A 16,491-nucleotide genomic window follows, 5' to 3' on the forward strand; every position below is an offset into this window, starting at 1 on the left:
TCATTCGGATGGTGCAGCGTTGCCGTTGACGGCATTGAGGATGGCGGCGGCCGGCTTGGTCCAGACGAAGGGCTTTGGCCTGTCGTTGTGCTCGGTGATGTAGCGGTTGATCGCAGCCTGAAGGTCGACGATCCCGCTGAAGCTGCCACGTTTCAGCCTGCGCCGGGTCAAGGCCGAGAAGAAGCCCTCGACCGCGTTCATCCACGAGGCCGAGGTCGGAGTGAAGTGGAAGATCCAGCGCGGATGCCGGGCCAGCCAGGCTCGCACTTTCGGGTGCTTGTGGGTGGCGTAGTTGTCCAGGATCACATGGATCAGTTTGCCGGCCGGCACCGCGGCCTCGATAGTGTTGAGGAAGCGCAGGAACTCGTCGTGGCGATGACGCTGCATGCAGCGACCGATCACGGTGCCCTCCAGCACGTCGAGCGCGGCAAACAGCGTCGTGGTACCGTGACGGACGTAGTCGTGGGTCTGGGTTTCGGGACGACCTGGCGTGACGGGACGACCTGGCGTGACGGGACGACCTGGCGTGACGGGACGACCTGGCGTGACGGGACGACCTGGCGTGACGGGACGACCTGGCGTGACGGGACGACCTGGCGTGACGGGTCGGCTCGGACGGGTGCGTTCCAGGGCCTGGATCTGGCTCTTCTCGTCGAGCGAGAGCACGACGGCATGGCGCGGCGGATCCATGGAGAGGCCGACGATGTCCTCGACCTTCTCGGCGAAGGCTGGATCGTTCGAGCGCTTGAAGCTGCGGACCCGATGTGGCTGGAGGCGGTGTGCGTCCCAGATGCGCTGGACCGATCGTAAGGAGATCCCGACGGCCTGCGCCAGGGCGCGGCCGGTCCAGTGGGTGACCTCACCGGGCGGTTCGGAGCAGGTCAGCGCCAGCACCTCGGCGACGGTGTCGGTGGAGTGGGGCGGCTTGCCAGGCGGACGGGTCTTGTCGCGCAGCAGTCCCTCGACGCCTTCTTCGGCGTAGCGCTGTTGCCAGCGCCAGACGGCTGGCCGGCTGACGCCGGCCTGGCGGGCGACGTCGAGGACGGAGAGGCGTTCGGCCGAGAGCAGAACGATGCGGGCGCGCTGGATGTGCTTGAGGGGCTGCGCCCGATCGGCGACGATGGCGGACAGGTGCGCCAGGTCGGCGGCGCTGGGAATCACGCAGACAGTCTGAGCCATGCCTCAGACTCGCATGCCTCACGCCTGACGTGAATCATCTGAATGCGTCAATGCACTAGCGCCGAGGTCTACCGCCGGACGGTTGGATAAATACTCCAGTTGCTCTCATATTTACTATTGACAATTAATATAACCGAGGCTAATACGAGACATCAGCGACGGGTACGCCAAATGGATTTCGATATAGTTGAAGAGTTCAACAACTTCCTCTACGACGCCGGCTGCATCTGGGACGTGCTCGACCGGGACGCCGGATGGAGATTGGCAGCCTACACGGTGATCGAGCGGGAGGCCCGGACCCTGACGGAGCTCTGGAACGAGCGAGAGGGCCGGGAGCGGTCAAGACGGTGACGCGGGTGGACTGAGTGTCGACCTCCTCGTTCTGAGCCTCCTAGCAGGCTGCTGAAAAAGGGGCTTGTCGCTTTGATGCCTGGCTTGGCGCCGTTTGGTTTGCTGGTTTTCGCCTTGCACCGGCGTTGCGGTGGCTCGTCGTGCCGGGCTCAACCGCTGCGCTGGGGCAGGGTTCGGCTGCGTTGAGCAAGAGGCGGCACCGTTCTGTCGTCAGGCGGTCGCTTACGCTCCGAGGAGTTTTGGCAGCCGCACGAGGTTGAAGGCTGCGGCTGTGAAGGTGAAGGCCATGTCGATCCGCTCCCGCCCGCGGACCCGGATGCGGCCGATCAGGCCGATCTCCTTGCTCCAGCCGAAGCTTTCCTCGATCCGCTTGCGGATCGTCTGGCTGATCGCATAGCCGGGCTGGCGTGTGGTGCGTCCGTCGATGGCGGAGCGGCGTCCCGCCGTGTTGCAGGCCACGTGCGGCGTCACCGCCATGGCGCGCAGTTCGTTCACGAAGTCCGCGGCGTCGTAACCTTTGTCGGCGCCCAGGGTGACGCGGGTGGGACGGTTGGCCCGTTTCTCGATCATCGCCAGGGCCGCGACGCGCTCGGCCTGCCCCGTCGCCTGGGTCACGCAGCCATCGACGATCAGCCCATTGCGGTTCTCCATGAGCGCATGACCCATGAAGCAGAGCTTGGCTTCCTTGCCCTGACCCTTGCGGTAGAGCCGCGCCTGGGGGTCAGTGCTGCTCTGATGAGTGTCGTTGGACAGGCTCTTGCCGCGAAAGTCGACGTCGGGATTGCGCCCGCCTGCCGGGGGATCAGGCGGGTCGGAGGGCGCAATGTCCTTGGGCTTGAGGCTCTTCATCGAGGCCCAAGCCTGGATCAAGGTGCCATCGACGGTGAAATGATCCTGCGACAGCAGCCGCTTGACGCGCGGGATCGCCAGCACGGCGCTCAGGAAGGCGGCGGCCACGCTGCCGCCCAGCAGCCGATCGCGGTTCTTGGAGAAGGTGGAGGCATCCCAGACGGGATCGTCGATGCCGAGGCCGACGAACCAGCGGAACAGCAGGTCGAAGTCGAGGCGCTCCATCAACTGTCGCTCGGAGCGCACGGAGTAGAATGCCTGGAGCAGCATGGCGCGCAGGAGTTGCTCGGGTGGGATCGAGGGGCGGCCAATCTGCGAGTAGATCTCCGAGAACTGCCCGTCGAGCGTCGTGAGCGCCTCGTCGACCAAAGTTCGGATCGTTCTCAGGGGATGGTCAGGCCGAATGCGGCGCTCGAGATCCACGTAGGAGAACAGCGAGCTGCTTCGGAGATCCTGACCACGCACTGAAAACTCTCCCGATGATCCCAGAAGAGTGAATCACGCTTCTGCCGACAGGCGAAGCCCTTTTTCAGCAGCCTGCTAGAGCGTCGCCCGATCAGTCTGAAACGTAGCAGTCATTCTGGTATCCGGCTGCATTGATGTAGTTGCGGCACTCCTGCGGGGTGAAGGCGGCGAAGGCTTGCTGGATCGCGTCCTGCAGCGCTTTTACCGTGCGCGCGGCCGCGGTGCGCAGCAACGTCTTGAGCTTGGCGAAGGCCTGCTCGATCGGATTGAACTCCGGGCTGTAGGGCGGCAGGTACACCACCCGCGCGCCGGCCGCCGCGATGGCCTCGCGCACGCCCGCCACCTTGTGGGCCTGGAGGTTGTCGAGGATCACCGTGTCGCCTGGCCGGAGCGCCGGGACCAGAGTGTCGGTGACGTAGTCCAGGAAGCGCCGGCCGTTGGTGGCCCCCTCGAAGATCGCCGTCGCCGTCAGGCCGCTCGTGCGCAGAGCCGCCGTGATAGTGGTGGTCGTGTAGTGCCCGCACGGCATCGGCAGGCGGCAGCGCTGGCCGCGCGGGGCCCAGCCATAGCGGCGCGCCATCCGGGTTGAGGCCGCCGTCTCGTCGATGAACACCAGATGGTCCGGATCGAGATCGAGTTGGCCCTCGAACCACGCCTGGCGGGCCTCCGCTACGTCCGGACGGTCCTGCTCGGCGGCGTGGAGCGCCCCTTTTTACGGGTGATGCGATGGCGGGCCAGGAAGCGCGACAGGCTGCTGGTGCTGGAGGTGACGCCCTGCTCGGCCAAGGCGTCGCGCAGTTCCGACAGCACGATGTTGCCGCGCTTCTCGCACAGCCTCAGGATCCGCGAGGCGTGAGCCTCGATGACGTGCGAGCGCTGGTCGCCGCCCATCGGCTTGGGCCGGACGTGGCCGTCCCGGAAATGGCGGGCATGCCAGCGACTGACGCTGGCGGCGCTGACACCGAACCGCTCGCCAGCTTGGCGGCAGGACGCACCCGCTATGACAGCGGACACCACACGCTCACGCAGATCGACGGACAAGGGTGAGGTCATCGCTGGCTCCTTCACCCAGCCAACGCCCTAACCAACTTGGCCGTTGCAGGCCGATCGCACAGCGCTCTAGATCGGTGCGAAGGATGATCGTGGAGCCGCCGAGCTTCCGAGCGAAGATATCGCCTTAGGCGATCAGGTCCCAGACCTTCGAGCGGCTGATGCCGATCGCGGCCGCCGCGTTCCTGGTACGCGAGCGGCTCGGGCGGCCGCCCTCGGCGCGTTCCTGCCTGGGCTGCGTTGGAGCGGAGCGTATTGCTCGCGGCATGGTCAAAGCCTCCTGCTTCGCTCCAGGATGCCCACCATGGCAGCTCGCTTCCATCGTGATCTGTCACGGGCTCGATGGGGCCGGGGTGAGCCTTGACCTCGGCACAGATCGGCAGGGGGGCACAGCCTACCGGCACGAGCCGGTGAAGATGCCAGGCATGATCCCGATCTGGGAGACGAAGCAGTGACCGGCGGCGAGGCCTACAAGCAGAAGCTCCTGACCGGCGCTCCGCTCGACGCGGCGATCGCAGCCTACCTCGCCGATCCGTCGAAGCCGGCGGTGATCAAGGTCGGGAAGGGCAGCATCGATGTCGCCGCAGCCGTCCTGGCACACGCCTACAGCGTCGAGGTGCTGGCCCGGAAGGGCGTGACGGCGCCGCAGCAGCGGAACGCCGTCAAGACGGCGATCCTGCTGGCGCCGGTCGGATGAGCACCGTCGCCTACCTCGACCTCACCTCCGCCCTGGTGCTGGCCTGCGCCTGATTTGCGGCGGCGGGCCTGAGGCAGGCGGCGCGGCGGCTGGACGCGAGGATCGGGCGGTGAGGCGCAACCCGCGCCGCGCCTACGACGAGACCGGCCGGGAGATCGCACCGCCTACGGTCGGCAGCGCCCGCGCGCAGGGCGAGACCACGATCGCCGCCCATTGCCACGACTGCCGCCACCACGCGATCGTCTCCACCGACCGTTTCCCGCCCGATCTGCCGATCCCCGAAATCTCGCTCCGCCTCCGCTGCTCGGCCTGTGGCAGCAAGCGTGTTGGCGTGATGATGGACATGCAGGCGCACTACGCGTGGCTCACCGCCGAGACCGGCTGGAAGATGGAGGTCCGGCCGTTCCGCACGATGGTGGAGGCCGTGGCCTGATCGCCGCCGCTCACCGGGCCCAGGCGGATGCCGTCAAGATAGAGGCGCTCGCCAAGCGCCGGCTCGCTGATGAGTACGATGCGGCGCAGGAGCGGGGCGAGGTCGCTGGTCACGGCGGCGAGTGCGGCAATCAGCATGTTGCCAACGTTCTCAATGAATGCACCAAAATTTGCCCGCCTGCGATCCAACAAATAAATTCTGCGGTTGAAACTCATGTAAAATTCGCTTCGTTGCCATAATGAAGCAATGTAAAGCGAGATAAATTATGAGCGATTTGATTTATTGGTTGGCTTTCGCAACCTTCGCCGCCGTGTTGGCCATCCTCATCTGGCAGCGGCTGCAGGTACATCGGGCCAAGCAGTCCGGCGAACGGTCGACGTTCACGGATACGCACGGCGGTGAACCGCGCCCTCAGCATGGGCTGGGACATACTCAGAAGGAGGCCATCAAGGCTTGAGAGCAAACCTGAGTTCGAAGTCCCGCGCCGAGCCGATCTGCCAGGGTAGGCTCCGACTGCCCGAAGGTAGTCGACGCTCCTATCGTCAAGCTCGATCGGCCGGGGTGAAAGGCGGCCGCCATAGGCCGCCTCATAGGCATTCACGCCGGTCTGGAATTCCCGCATGACCCGGCGGATGCGCCGCAGGCGGCAGGCGTGCAGGAGGATGGCGAGAAAGCTCGTAGGTGGCTCTTTCGGTGCGTCGGTGGCCGGCTGCCTATCCAGGTCCTGGAAAAAGCTCCAGGTCTCCCACCAGACAGTCCGGAGCGCCGCGATCTCGACGTCCATCGCGTCCCGCATCACCGTGATGCCATCGGCTGTGATCTCGCCCTGGCTGTCGCCCGCCGCCATGAAGGCGGCAGACCAGCCTCGAGCCGGGTGAGGCGGTCTTCCATTCCCTCCAGAACGAAGACGAGATCGGCCAGGTTCTGCGCCATAGCTGCTCCCCCATGCTGCGCCAGTCGCACCCCACCGCGCTGAGGACTACGGCCGCGCGGGTGGCGGCCCTCAGATCCCGTCCTTCCGCCCATCCCGCGCCACCTCGGCCATCATCTCCTCCGGGAGCGGGCGCTGTAGCTGCAGAGCCTCCTCGACAGGCGCCTCGAGCCAGGTACGCCACTCCTCCGCGGTGGTGAGCGGCACGGGCATCGCCTTCGGGTGAACCGGCCTGACCACGCCGTTTGCCTCGGTCGTCAGGAACGAGAACAGCCGGTGCTCCTCCTCGACCGGCTCGTCCCGCTTCGGCCCGCGCACGCCCGTCCACGGCCGCCAGATCCCCGCAAAGGCGAAGAGCGGCCGGCTCTCGTCGAGGGCGAACCACACCGGCGTCTTGCGGGGCTTGGTGTCGGCGTACTCGCTGAACGAGGTCACCGGCACCAGGCAGCGGTGCGCAGGCTTGAGCCAGGGCCGCCAGTAGGGTGAGGCGACGTTGCGCACGTTGGTGACCGGCTGGGTGCCAACCCTCGGCGGCGGCGAGAAGCCCCAGCGCATCATCGTCAGCACCCGCGCGCCGTCGACCGAGTGGACCACCGGCGCCATCTGGTCGGGGAAGATGCCGGGCAGCGGCGGCAGGTTGCCGGCCTCGTCGCGATCGATCGCGAAGGTGCGCCGGATCTCGTCCTGGGAGCGGGCGGAGCTGTAGAGGTTGCACATCGCCGGGATCGTAGCCGATCGGTCCCTACTGGTTCCGTGAAGCGGCGCTGATCGCCCATGGTGCTCCGAGCCGCGGCTTTGGACCCTGAAACGATCTTCATCAACGGGCCGTGATATAAGCTCGTGATCGTGCGAGGGAGCACATCCGACCGGGCCGACCAGCGTCAAACCGAAGCCACAAGGTTTTGGCCGGTACGATCCGACTGCCGGGCTCTTACGAGACATCCATGGCCATCTTCGACGCCATTCCATCCCAGCCGGGCACTTCCACCGGGGCAGCCTCGCGTGGCCTCGACCGCCGCCGCTTCGGCGCCATGGTGCTGGCAGCTAGTGTCGGGAGCCTAGTCCAATGCCGGCCGGCCATGGCGCTGCCAGCGTCCGATGAAGCCCGGTTCCTCGACTTCGAATGGGTCGACACGACCCGCGACCGTGTGGTGCCAACTCGGCTCTATTGGCCGGCCGCCGCGACCCAGAATGGTCCGGTTCCGTTGATCGTCTTCTCCCACGGGCTCGGCGGCTCCCGGAAGGGCTACAGCTACCTCGGCGAGGGATGGTCGGCACGTGGTGTCGCCAGCCTGCGCATCCAGCACGTCGGCAGCGACGAGACGCTGTGGCAGGGCAACCCCATCATGCTCCTCGACCGCCTCGGCGGCGCGGCCGACGAGCGCGAGGCCATCGAACGGACGCGGGACGTGAGCTTCGGCCTCGACCGCCTGCTGCAGCGTGACAGCCCCTTCCATACCGCCATCGACCGCAAGCGCATCGTCGCGGCCGGGCACTCCTTCGGGGCGAACACGACCCTGATCCTCACCGGCGCCCAGGTGATCCGCGACGGGAAGCCCTTGGGCTTCCGGGACCCGCGTTTCACAGCGAGCATCGTGATCTCGGCGCCGCCCTTCTACGGCGAGACCGACCTCACAGGCGGTCCTCGCGTCGGTTGACGTCCCCACGCTCCATGTCACCACGACGGAGGACACGATCCGCATCCCGGGCCGCTATTCCCCCGTTCAGGACCGCATCGACGTCTACGCAGCTATTCCAACCCCCCAGAAGGCCCTGGTCGTGTTCCAGGGCGGTCCGCACAGCGTCTTCACTGACCGCTCCCTTCGGAACGGCGGGCCGCTGAACCCCTTGGTGAAGCGGGCCACCACCGAGGTAGGGCTCGCTTTCCTCGATCTTGTCCACAAGTCCGATCCTGTTCCCCTCGAAGACTGGAGCGCGACCTGGAAGCCGATCCTGGCCGCGGCGCCGACGCCATTCCAGGTCGACACGCGGCGATTGGCCAGGAAGCGGCGCGTCTGAGGCTCGGCGGCGTCGTTGAGACGGGAGTGCACGCGACCTCTGACTGGCAACTCTCAGCACATTGGTGAAAACTGACACTCGGGATCGTTCGCCTGCTCCCTAAAAGCAGCGGTTGAGCCACCAAGGTGCAGGCGATCTCACTGAACGGCTGCGCCAACCGTCGGCACCTCGTCCAACCGCGTCGTGAATCGCGGCGATCGCATCTCGAACTTCGTCGACCACGTGCGCGTCTCGACCAGCCCCGCCCGCGCCGGCACCACGGCCGAACCGGCTGTTGCAGGCATCCATCGCAGCCATGAGCTTGCTGGACTTCTCCCGATCAAGCGCACCGAACAGCGGGCGCGGTGCGTCGTCTATCGGCACGAGATCCGTGATGACCAACCCGACCTTGCTGTAGCGCGAGGGCGACGGCCCTTGCTCCTACCAAGCCTACAGCCGCCGCACTGGCAGGGTCCAGGCCAGCACGGCATTTGCCATAGCGAAGAGCGCGATGGTCGAGAAGGCAGCAGCGAAGGCGTTCTGGATGTGTGTCACCGCTGGAACGCGCGTCGCTTCTGGCAAACTCGCCAGAGCGGCGGGACCGTGTCGAACGGCGTCGGCGAAGACATCAGCAATTGCAGCGTTCCGGCCCAGTGTCACAAACAGCACCCCCATCGCGACGGTCACGCCGATGGCCGAGCCGACCGAGCGCGACAGTTGGACGGACGCCGACGCAGCCCCAAGCGTGGCGGGCGGAGCCTGGGACTGCATCGTGATCTGAGCCACCGGCATGGCCGAGCCCTGGAACACCGCCACGACCGCCAGCATCGCCGGTAGACCCCAGGGGCCGAGCACCGCCCCGACTGGCCCCATCCCGAACGCCACGAGCAGCAAGCCTAACGCCGCTGCGGTCTGACCCACTGCGGGGAAGATGGCGACACGCCCAGTACGCGAGACCAGTCGCCCCGTGATGAGCGACCCCACCCCGACTGTCGCCGTCAGCGGCAGCGTCATCAGCCCGATCTCTCCGGCCGATGCGCCGTCGACCGCTCGCAGGTGGATCGGCAGGATCGTCGCTTCGCTCACGAGCAACGCGCCGGAGCAGGCGGCCATGGCGTTCGCTCGCCACATGGCCGGGCGACGCAGCAAGTCCAGCGGAAACAGCGGTTGCGCCGCTCGCCGCTCCTGCCGCCCCAGCAGCACGACGCAGACCAGGGACATCCCGATCCCGAGCAGCATCGCAGGTTCGACGCTGCGCAGTTGCTCCAGCGCCAACAGGAGCGGCACCACCGATCCGGCGAACAGGAACAGGCCCGGCCAGTCGAATGTCCCGCGCTCGCCGCTGCCCTCGCGGCCGGGTAGCCGCACCAACAGCACCATCGCCAGCAGGCCGAGCGGCAGGTTCACCAGGAAGACCGAAGGCCATCCGAACGTCTGGGTGAGCACCCCGCCTGCCACCGGCCCGAATGTCGAGGAGGCCACGATCACCGCGGCCATAAACCCTTGGGCTCGGCCGAGCTGGTGGCGCGCGATGTTCTCGGCCAGCACCGCCTGGCTCAGTACCATCAAGCCGCCGCCGCCGAAGCCCTGCAGAATGCGCGCGCCGACCAGCGTCAGGAGGCTATGGGCTAAGGCGCACAGCACGGACGCCGTGACGAACAGCGCCAAAGCCAGCAGCAGCATGCGTCGCCGCCCGAGAGCATCCCCCAGCCGGCCGTAGACGGGTGCCGCCACGGTACTGGCAACCAAGTAGGAGGCGACCACCCAGGAGACCCGCTCCACGTCGCCGAACTCGCTCGCCATTGCAGGCAGCGCCGCCGTGATGATGGTGCCGTCAACCACAGCTACGAATGTCGGGAGCAGGATGGGCGGAAACACTCGCCGGAGCGGCAAATTCATCGGTGCCATTCTCAGATCGGACCAGCTGCGACGGGACTGGCGGTGGCGGTTGGAGAAAGCGGTACACGGATGTGGCAGGCGGAGATATGGCCCAGCTGCTCGCCGCGGTTGCACGCACATCAAGGCCAGATCGTCCGCCGATGCCGTCCCCGATCATCACGGTGGAGTGGGTGGCTTTGGCCAGGTATGGGAACGAGCGGGCCGCCAGGATGCATCCCGGGAGTAACCGGGTCGGCGTGATGCGAACTGTTAGGTCGCACGACCACGGCGGATCGGTCGCCGAACTACGACCGCACCCCACTGCTCCAAAAAGACGAAGGGTAGGAAACCGTGGCTGTGAGTGTGGGGCGTGCCGTCGTGCCCGTGGGCGCCATCGGCGGCATCGTGATGATGCTGCTCGGCGTGCTGTTCTTCGCCTTGAACGACACGATGGGCAAATGGCTGCTCGGCACCTACGCGGTCGGTCAGCTCATGCTCGTGCGCAGCATCTCCGGCCTGTGCGTGATGGTGCCTGCTATCCACCGGGTTGGGCTCGGCGGGTTCCGCGATGCACCGCGCCCGGGGTTGCAGCTCGTGCGCGCGGGCTTCTCGACGCTCGAAGCATCCCTTTTCTTCTGGGGCGTCAGCACGTTGCCGCTGGCCGAGGTCATGACCTACTACATGGCCGGCCCGATCTATGTGACCGCTCTCTCGCCCCTGTTGCTCGGCGAGCAGGTGGGCTGGCGTCGTTGGGCAGCCATCGCGGTGGGCTTCTGCGGGGTCGCTCTCGCTCTACGCCCCTCACTGGGATCGTTGTCCGTAGGAGCGGTCTGCGCCCTCGCGGGCAGCTTCTTCTACGCGCTGTTCCTCGTCACCACGCGCAAGCTGGCGGCCGTTCCCGGCGCCGTTCTGATGACAGGCCAACTCGTGTCGTCCCTGATCTTCGGGGCGGCTCTCGTGCTTGCCCATGGCTGGACCTCGACCGGACCCACGGACTTCGCGCTGATGCTCCTGCTCGGCATCGGATCGCTGCTGGGCAATCTCTGTGTGAACCAGTCCCTCCGGCTGGCGCCCGCAACGACGGTCGTGCCGTATCAATACACGTTGATCCTGTGGGGGATGCTGTTCGGTTACGCGTTCTTCGGGGAAATGATCGGCCCACTCACAACGGTTGGCGCCGGCACCATCGTTGCTAGCGGCCTCTTTATCTTCTTGCGCGAGCAGCAGTTGGGGCGGAGATCGAAGGTTAATTGTGCGCCATCTGATCCAGCAATCGCGAAGTTGCACGATCTCGACTGAGTGAAAGCAGCTCATTGCCTCTGCCCGCGTGACCAGTGTCCGAACCGCGCGCGGCGCCGTGCACGTCCGTGATGACAGGGGTGCGGGTAGTCAAGTACACGTTCATCGGCGATGGCGGCCAACGTCACGCGAATGGGAGGAACTGGTCGATGCAGGGAATGATGCGCGCGCTTGCGGCCGTCGCCCTCTGTACCATCCCCTTGGCAGCTCGGGCCGAGTACCGCGTGCGTGAGGTCGGCAGCTTCCACATTGGCGGGCACGAGGTCGTGCTCGAAGGGCTGCCAACGTCGCAGATCAGCTTCACTGCGGGCATGGCACCGATCACTGTCGATCCGAATGGCCAGTTCGAGACCGGACAGATGTACGTGCAGTACGTCAAGCTTGCAGAGCCCTCCGCGCCGCTGCCGATCCTGCTATGGCATGGGGGCGGGCTGTCAGGGGTAACTTGGGAGACGAAGCCCGACGGCAAGCCGGGCTGGCAGCAGTTCTTCCTCGAACGCGGCTACGACACCTACGTCTCGGACGCCGTCGAGCGAGGGCGAGCCTCGTGGTCGCGCTACCCGGAGATCTACACCTCTCCCCCGCTCTTCCGCACCAAACGCGAGGGCTGGGACATCTTCCGCATCGGCCCCGCTGACGGCTGGGCGCAGGAGCCGAGCGCACGCCACGCGTTTGAAGGCACGCAGTTCCCGATCTCAGACTACGATCAGTTCGCCAAGCAGGCGGTGCCGCGCTGGGCGACGAACGACGCGGCGACGCAAGCCGCCTACGACGCCTACGTGCGCAAGGTCTGCCCCTGCGTGATCGTGGTGCACAGCCAGGGCGGCAACTTCGGCTACACCGCCGCGCTTCACAACCCGGACTTGGTTAAGGCTCTCGTGCTCGTCGAGCCATCCGGCGCGCCCGACCCCGCGAAGGCGGACGCTAGCGCGGTGAAGGGCATCCCGCACCTCGTGGTGTGGGGCGACTACCTCGATCGGGTGCCATTCTGGACGCCGCTGATGAAGGCGAACGCCGCGTGGCGCGACGCGGTGAACAAGGCGGGGGGACACGTCGAGTGGCTCGAACTGCCCAAGGCCGGCCTTCACGGCAACACGCACATGCTGATGATGGATCGGAACTCGGACGCGATCGCCGCGCGCGTCTCCGATTGGCTCGGCCAGCAGAAGCTGACGCGGTGACGATGCCGCGCCTTCGCAGCGAATCGGCGGCTCGCGGGTCCGCAGCCGTCTTCGCGTGCCGCTGCTCGGCGGTCTTCTCAGGAGCCTTCCGGCGCCGGCCACCGGTGCTTCGGGTCGAGGCCGGCGGCGCGGCTCGGCGCGCGTCACGAGCTAGCCGCACCTGCCGTTCGACTTCGCCCAGGGCCAGATGAACGGCGGGAAAGGCCGCGTTACGCGCACAAGGCTTCTCCGGCGGTCGCCGGCAGGCCGATCGTGCGGCATCCGCGTCCGGCGGAACGCTGCTCAGGTGCGCCAGGGATGCGCCGGCAATTCGGTGTCGCCGATCACCTGGGCACCGGCGAGCGCCACCGCATCGTCGTTCTCGACCGACGAGCCGGACACGCCGATCGCGCCGGACATCTCGCCGCTGGCATCGACAATCGGGATGCCGCCCGGGAAGGTGATCAGCCCGTCATTCGAGTGCTCGATGCCGTAGAGCGGACCGCCGGGCTGCGACAGGCTGCCGATCGCGCCAGTCTTCATGCCGAAGAACACCGCGGTCTTCGCCTTCTTCTGCGCGATGTCGATCGAGCCGACCCAGGCGCCGTCCATCCGGTGGAACGCCTTCAGGTTGCCGCCCGAATCGACGACGGCGATGCACATCTGCGTGCCGAGCGCGACCGCCTTCTCCCGAGCGGCACGGATCGCGGTCTCAGCCTGTTCGATCGTCACATGCATGCGCGTGTCTCCCCAGGCATTCCGTCTGGACCGGGACGGATTTCGCACTCGTTCGACGCATGCTTGCGATGACAGGCCCGCCGTTGTCAGCCCGGACCTTCGTCCGCAGGACTGTGACGATGCTGTCGGACATGATCGAAAGCTTCGGCTCGCCAGGGCTTCTCGGAAGGCTCGCGCCGGCGGTGACGGTGTCACTGGTCGTCACCGATCCGGGCGAACTGGTCGGCCCGGCCGTTGGTGCGCCCGCGCCTCCGGCTCGCGGGACGCCGCATGGCGGGGGCGCTCGGCGATTAGCACTTCGTCGAGCGCCTTAAGAAGCGCCCGCAGCCGCGGGTCGGTCAGGCTGTCGAACACCTTGCGCACGCCGGGTGTCATGACCTCGGCGTTGCGCAACTTGCCGAAACTGTAGCCATAATGGCTGTATAAACGTTGCAATATTTGCCGAGATGCAGGGGCGCAGGCATCGTGGTGCGAGCATGGAAAACGGCATGAGCACGAACCCGAGCACCGACGATCAACTTGACCTAATCGCGCAACTCGCTACCGAAGTCGCAAACGAGGTTGCGGCGGAGTACGCCCCCGACAGGCTCCACGAGGCAGACCCGCGGTATGTGATGCTTAATGTAATTACCCAGGGGCTGGCCCGGAGCATGCTTGATCGTGTCCGCACCATCCTGATGCAGAGCGCCCGGCACGTCCCCGTCGCAGTGGATGAAATCCTTGAACTCGCCGTCGCTCAAGGTGGCTATCGGCCCTGAGCCCGCAATGCGTCGCGCTCAGCCTCGAGAGCGGTAAGGCGAGCCTGAAACTCCTTGCTCGTGACGTGCAGCTCACCGGCATCGACTGCCAACTCAACACACTGCTCCTGCGCCTCGGCCAGTGCGAGACGCAGTTCGGCGTTCTCGACAGGAGGGCGAGCAGGTCGGTCTCAGCGCTCATGCATGGTTCGGCCCTGGCTCGGACCGGCCAAGCCGCATCGCGGAAGGGAGCGGCGGCCGCAGCAGGTCAGGACCCGGCCGCCGCTCTCGCCGGCTCGGGGGGACCCTATTCGGCTCAGCGGCAAGGTCGACCATCGCGGTTAACGAAGGGTCAAGCGTGGGTATCGAGAGACCCCTGCCAGGGTTACCCAACAAGGCCAATGCGCGGGCTCAGGTGGCCCGCGGAGCCCCGGCGCCAGCCCGTCCGCCCCAGTTTTTACCGTCCGGAGCCGCTCCCGCCCGTCCTGAGCCGTCCTGTAGGCCGCGCACCGCTTGCTGCGCCTGGGGCCGCCGGGGCGCCGGCTCAACTCGCACAAAAGCAAAGCCTAGGCGGGAGCCTTCTGTTTGTGGGCGAGGACCGACAGGCGGATCCTGCTTCGCTCTTGGAAGCTGCCATAGAAAGGCTGCGAAGGGGGGTCTGAACCGCTCCGGGTTTTTCGGAGGCTTGTTGGCTTGGGTCAGGCGGCCGAGGCCTGGTCGCCGACGTGAGCATAGTAGCGCGCTTCGGCCTCGGCGGGAGGGACGTTGCCGATTGGCGCGAGGAGGCGACGGTGGTTGTACCAGTCGACCCACTCCAGGGTGGCGTACTCGACGGCCTCGAAGGAGCGCCAGGGTCCGCGTCGGTGGATGACCTCTGCCTTGAACAGGCCGTTGATCGTCTCCGCCAAGGCATTGTCGTAGCTGTCGCCGACGCTGCCGACCGACGGCTCGATGCCTGCTCCAGCCAGGCGCTCGGTATAGCGTAGAGCCAAGTATTGCGAGCCGCGGTCCGAGTGATGCACCAGCCCGCTGCCCTGACCAGGGCGACGCTCGTGCAGCGCCTGTTCCAGAGCATCCAGGACGAAGTACGCGTGAGCGCTGCGTGAGGCCCGCCAACCGACGATGCGCCGGGCGAACACATCGATGACGAAGGCCACATAGACGAAGCCCGACCACGTCGGCACGTAGGTGAAGTCGCTGACCCACAAGGCATTCGGCCGGGGAGCCTTGAAGTGGCGGTTGACGCGGTCGAGAGCGCAGGCAGCGGCCGGGTCGGGGATCGTGGTGCGTACGGTCCTGCCACGCACCACCCCCGCCAAGCCCAATCGGCGCATCAGCCGCGCCACCGTGCATCGCGCGGTCACGATCCCCTCCCGGGCCAGTTGCCGCCAGACCTTCCTCACGCCGTAGACGCAGAAGTTGGCCTCGAACACGCGCTGGATCTCGATCATCAACGCGGCGTCGCTGCGCGCACGAACCGGCTGCTTCTCGGGATCGGCACGTCGGGCCGCATGCAGGTAGTAGGTCGACGGGGCGATCGGCAGCACCCTGCAGATCGGCTCGACCCCGTAGACCTCCCGGTGATCGTCGATGAAGCTGATCATGGCCGTGACCGGCGGTCGAGCTCCGCCATGGCGAAATACGCCGACGCTTTGCGCAGGATCTCGTTGGCCTGGCGCAGCTCGCGGTTCTCTCGCTCCAGCGCCTTGATCCGCTCGCGCTCGTCCGTCGTCTGCCCGGGTCGCACGCCCTGATCCCGCTCGGACTGGCGCACCCAGTTCCTCAGCGTCTCGCCCGAGCAGCCGATCTTGGCGGCAATCGACTGGATTGCCGACCACTGCGAGCCGTGCTCGCCCTCGTGCTCGCGCACCATCCGCACGGCACGTTCACGCACCTCAGGGGAAAACGGGGCTGTTCGTTTCGTCATGGCTCCATCCTCTCAGAAGTTGGAGCCTCCGAAAAACCCGGAGCGGTTCAGTCGGTGCCTGATGCGTGGAGGCCAGCAGAAGCGCCATGAAGGCTGCCGGGACGGCACGCTGCCTGCATAAAGCGGAGGCTTGCGGCCCGCGCGGCAGTGTCGGCGGGGTTCTAATCTGGCAATTGGTCAAGCTGGATTGCCAAGCGGTCCAAACCGAGCTTAGCTTGCTGCAACAAACAGGATTGAGATTTTATTGGGAGGAAGAGAATGAAATTTCTTGCAATCGCATTGGCTTTGTCCGTGAGCGCAAGTGCAGTTCAAGCCTTAGAAAAAGAAGATATCATTGGAACTTGGAAGCTAGTAAGTAGTAAGCGCAAAATAATTGACACAGGTGAGGAAATAAACACATACGGCGCTCACCCGACCGGTTGGATCAATTATGATCGGGGTGGGCGCGTGATGGCCCTGATCGTCAATGATGATCGGCCGAAGCCCGAAACTATTGAGAAAATGACTGACGCCGAGCGTATAAAATTATTCAAGAGCGTGCTTGCATATAGTGGCTCATACTCTTTCGACGGCAAAAGTATATCTCACAAAATAGATACATCATGGAACGAAATTTGGACTGGAACTACACAAATAAGAGATATAGAGCGGCAGGGCGATCGTCTGATTTATACCACTAGACCGGCGCCATTCAGTGGGGATGGGCGAATGAGCGTAGTGACTTTGATTTGGGAAAAGGCGCGGTAAGCTGCTGAAATCGCTCAGTTCGTGGTGTCATCAACCAGGGAGGGGCGGCCGG

The 16,491-nt window shown here is 65.9% G+C and carries 18 protein-coding genes, 1 pseudogene and 1 other annotated feature; of the genes and pseudogenes, 9 read left to right on the plus strand and 10 right to left on the minus strand.

The window, feature by feature from the left end; translation table 11 throughout:
• Positions 1-1,179 carry an IS630 family transposase gene (locus tag DA075_RS37635; RefSeq protein ID WP_244936277.1) on the minus strand — a complete coding sequence of 393 codons (1,179 nt, stop codon included), beginning with the start codon at positions 1,177-1,179 and terminating at the stop codon, positions 1-3.
• A 171-nt stretch (positions 1,180-1,350) separates the two neighbouring features.
• Here DA075_RS37635 and DA075_RS22270 point away from each other — a divergent pair, with 171 nt between their 5' ends.
• Positions 1,351-1,530 carry a hypothetical protein gene (locus tag DA075_RS22270; RefSeq protein ID WP_099955086.1) on the plus strand — a complete coding sequence of 60 codons (180 nt, stop codon included), beginning with the start codon at positions 1,351-1,353 and terminating at the stop codon, positions 1,528-1,530.
• 222 nt (positions 1,531-1,752) lie between these two features.
• On the opposite strand, the gene DA075_RS22275 is transcribed toward DA075_RS22270, so the two are convergent.
• Both DA075_RS22275 and DA075_RS22280 read right to left on the minus strand, forming a co-directional pair.
• Positions 1,753-2,844: an IS5 family transposase gene (locus tag DA075_RS22275; protein WP_099951685.1), complete on the minus strand. Its 1,092-nt coding sequence runs from the start codon at positions 2,842-2,844 to the stop codon at positions 1,753-1,755.
• A gap of 91 nt (positions 2,845-2,935) precedes the next feature.
• A protein-coding gene (locus tag DA075_RS22280; protein WP_099955087.1) for an IS630 family transposase occupies positions 2,936-3,897 on the minus strand; the annotation gives its coding sequence in 2 pieces (ribosomal slippage) (positions 2,936-3,552 and positions 3,552-3,897; 963 coding nt in all).
• Between the two features lie 448 nt (positions 3,898-4,345).
• On the opposite strand from DA075_RS22280, the gene DA075_RS22285 reads away from it, so the two are divergent.
• Positions 4,346-4,591, plus strand: a complete 246-nt coding sequence (locus tag DA075_RS22285) for a hypothetical protein (RefSeq protein ID WP_099955088.1) — start codon at positions 4,346-4,348, stop codon at positions 4,589-4,591.
• A 109-nt stretch (positions 4,592-4,700) separates the two neighbouring features.
• The gene (locus tag DA075_RS22290) at positions 4,701-5,024 is read left to right on the plus strand and encodes a hypothetical protein (RefSeq protein ID WP_244936279.1); all 324 of its coding nucleotides are present in this window, start codon (positions 4,701-4,703) and stop codon (positions 5,022-5,024) included.
• On the opposite strand, the gene DA075_RS37175 is transcribed toward DA075_RS22290, so the two are convergent.
• From DA075_RS37175 to DA075_RS22305, 3 genes are all read right to left on the minus strand, one after another.
• Positions 4,946-5,239, minus strand: a complete 294-nt coding sequence (locus DA075_RS37175) for a hypothetical protein (RefSeq protein WP_210206998.1) — start codon at positions 5,237-5,239, stop codon at positions 4,946-4,948. The two genes, DA075_RS22290 and DA075_RS37175, sit on opposite strands and share 79 nt — an antisense overlap.
• Positions 5,236-5,871 (minus strand): hypothetical protein, encoded by a 636-nt coding sequence (locus DA075_RS36715; RefSeq protein ID WP_164712448.1) that lies wholly within the window; start codon positions 5,869-5,871, stop codon positions 5,236-5,238. Before DA075_RS36715 ends, DA075_RS37175 begins: the two co-directional genes overlap by 4 nt.
• A 156-nt stretch (positions 5,872-6,027) precedes the next feature.
• Positions 6,028-6,672, minus strand: coding sequence for an SOS response-associated peptidase (locus tag DA075_RS22305; RefSeq protein ID WP_099955091.1), 645 nt, complete (start codon positions 6,670-6,672; stop codon positions 6,028-6,030).
• 227 nt (positions 6,673-6,899) lie between these two features.
• On the opposite strand from DA075_RS22305, the gene DA075_RS37640 reads away from it, so the two are divergent.
• Together DA075_RS37640 and DA075_RS37645 are read left to right on the plus strand one after the other, a co-directional pair.
• On the plus strand, positions 6,900-7,613 hold the full coding sequence (locus DA075_RS37640; protein ID WP_244936281.1) for an alpha/beta hydrolase family protein: 714 nt from the start codon (positions 6,900-6,902) through the stop codon (positions 7,611-7,613).
• Between the two features lie 121 nt (positions 7,614-7,734).
• Positions 7,735-7,974, plus strand: coding sequence for a hypothetical protein (locus DA075_RS37645; protein ID WP_244936282.1), 240 nt, complete (start codon positions 7,735-7,737; stop codon positions 7,972-7,974).
• Between the two features lie 137 nt (positions 7,975-8,111).
• On the opposite strand, the pseudogene DA075_RS22315 reads toward DA075_RS37645, so the two are convergent.
• Positions 8,112-8,379 (minus strand): annotated as a pseudogene (locus DA075_RS22315) (DUF4113 domain-containing protein); the annotation flags it as partial.
• Positions 8,380-8,403: 24 nt separating this feature from the next.
• Positions 8,404-9,852: an MFS transporter gene (locus DA075_RS22320; RefSeq protein ID WP_164712450.1), complete on the minus strand. Its 1,449-nt coding sequence runs from the start codon at positions 9,850-9,852 to the stop codon at positions 8,404-8,406.
• A 330-nt stretch (positions 9,853-10,182) separates the two neighbouring features.
• Between DA075_RS22320 and DA075_RS22325 the strand changes: the two genes are divergently transcribed.
• Together DA075_RS22325 and DA075_RS22330 are read left to right on the plus strand one after the other, a co-directional pair.
• On the plus strand, positions 10,183-11,130 hold the full coding sequence (locus DA075_RS22325; RefSeq protein ID WP_244936284.1) for a DMT family transporter: 948 nt from the start codon (positions 10,183-10,185) through the stop codon (positions 11,128-11,130).
• A 149-nt stretch (positions 11,131-11,279) separates the two neighbouring features.
• Positions 11,280-12,311, plus strand: coding sequence for an alpha/beta hydrolase (locus DA075_RS22330; RefSeq protein WP_099955093.1), 1,032 nt, complete (start codon positions 11,280-11,282; stop codon positions 12,309-12,311).
• Positions 12,312-12,593: 282 nt separating this feature from the next.
• Here the strand turns inward: DA075_RS22330 and DA075_RS22335 are convergent, their stop codons facing one another.
• Positions 12,594-13,028, minus strand: coding sequence for a GlcG/HbpS family heme-binding protein (locus DA075_RS22335; RefSeq protein WP_099955094.1), 435 nt, complete (start codon positions 13,026-13,028; stop codon positions 12,594-12,596).
• Between the two features lie 488 nt (positions 13,029-13,516).
• On the opposite strand from DA075_RS22335, the gene DA075_RS22340 reads away from it, so the two are divergent.
• Positions 13,517-13,786: a hypothetical protein gene (locus DA075_RS22340; RefSeq protein ID WP_099955095.1), complete on the plus strand. Its 270-nt coding sequence runs from the start codon at positions 13,517-13,519 to the stop codon at positions 13,784-13,786.
• 677 nt (positions 13,787-14,463) lie between these two features.
• Here DA075_RS22340 and DA075_RS22345 read toward each other — a convergent pair.
• A protein-coding gene (locus DA075_RS22345) for an IS3 family transposase (RefSeq protein WP_099955096.1) occupies positions 14,464-15,692 on the minus strand; the annotation gives its coding sequence in 2 pieces (ribosomal slippage) (positions 14,464-15,398 and positions 15,398-15,692; 1,230 coding nt in all).
• Positions 15,295-15,411: a sequence feature (AL1L pseudoknot), on the minus strand. Its footprint overlaps the gene before it by 117 nt.
• A gap of 258 nt (positions 15,693-15,950) precedes the next feature.
• Here DA075_RS22345 and DA075_RS22350 point away from each other — a divergent pair.
• Positions 15,951-16,439, plus strand: a complete 489-nt coding sequence (locus DA075_RS22350) for a lipocalin-like domain-containing protein (protein ID WP_099955097.1) — start codon at positions 15,951-15,953, stop codon at positions 16,437-16,439.
• Positions 16,440-16,491 lie beyond the last annotated feature (52 nt).

Source organism: Methylobacterium currus, from assembly GCF_003058325.1.
GTDB lineage: Bacteria > Pseudomonadota > Alphaproteobacteria > Rhizobiales > Beijerinckiaceae > Methylobacterium > Methylobacterium currus.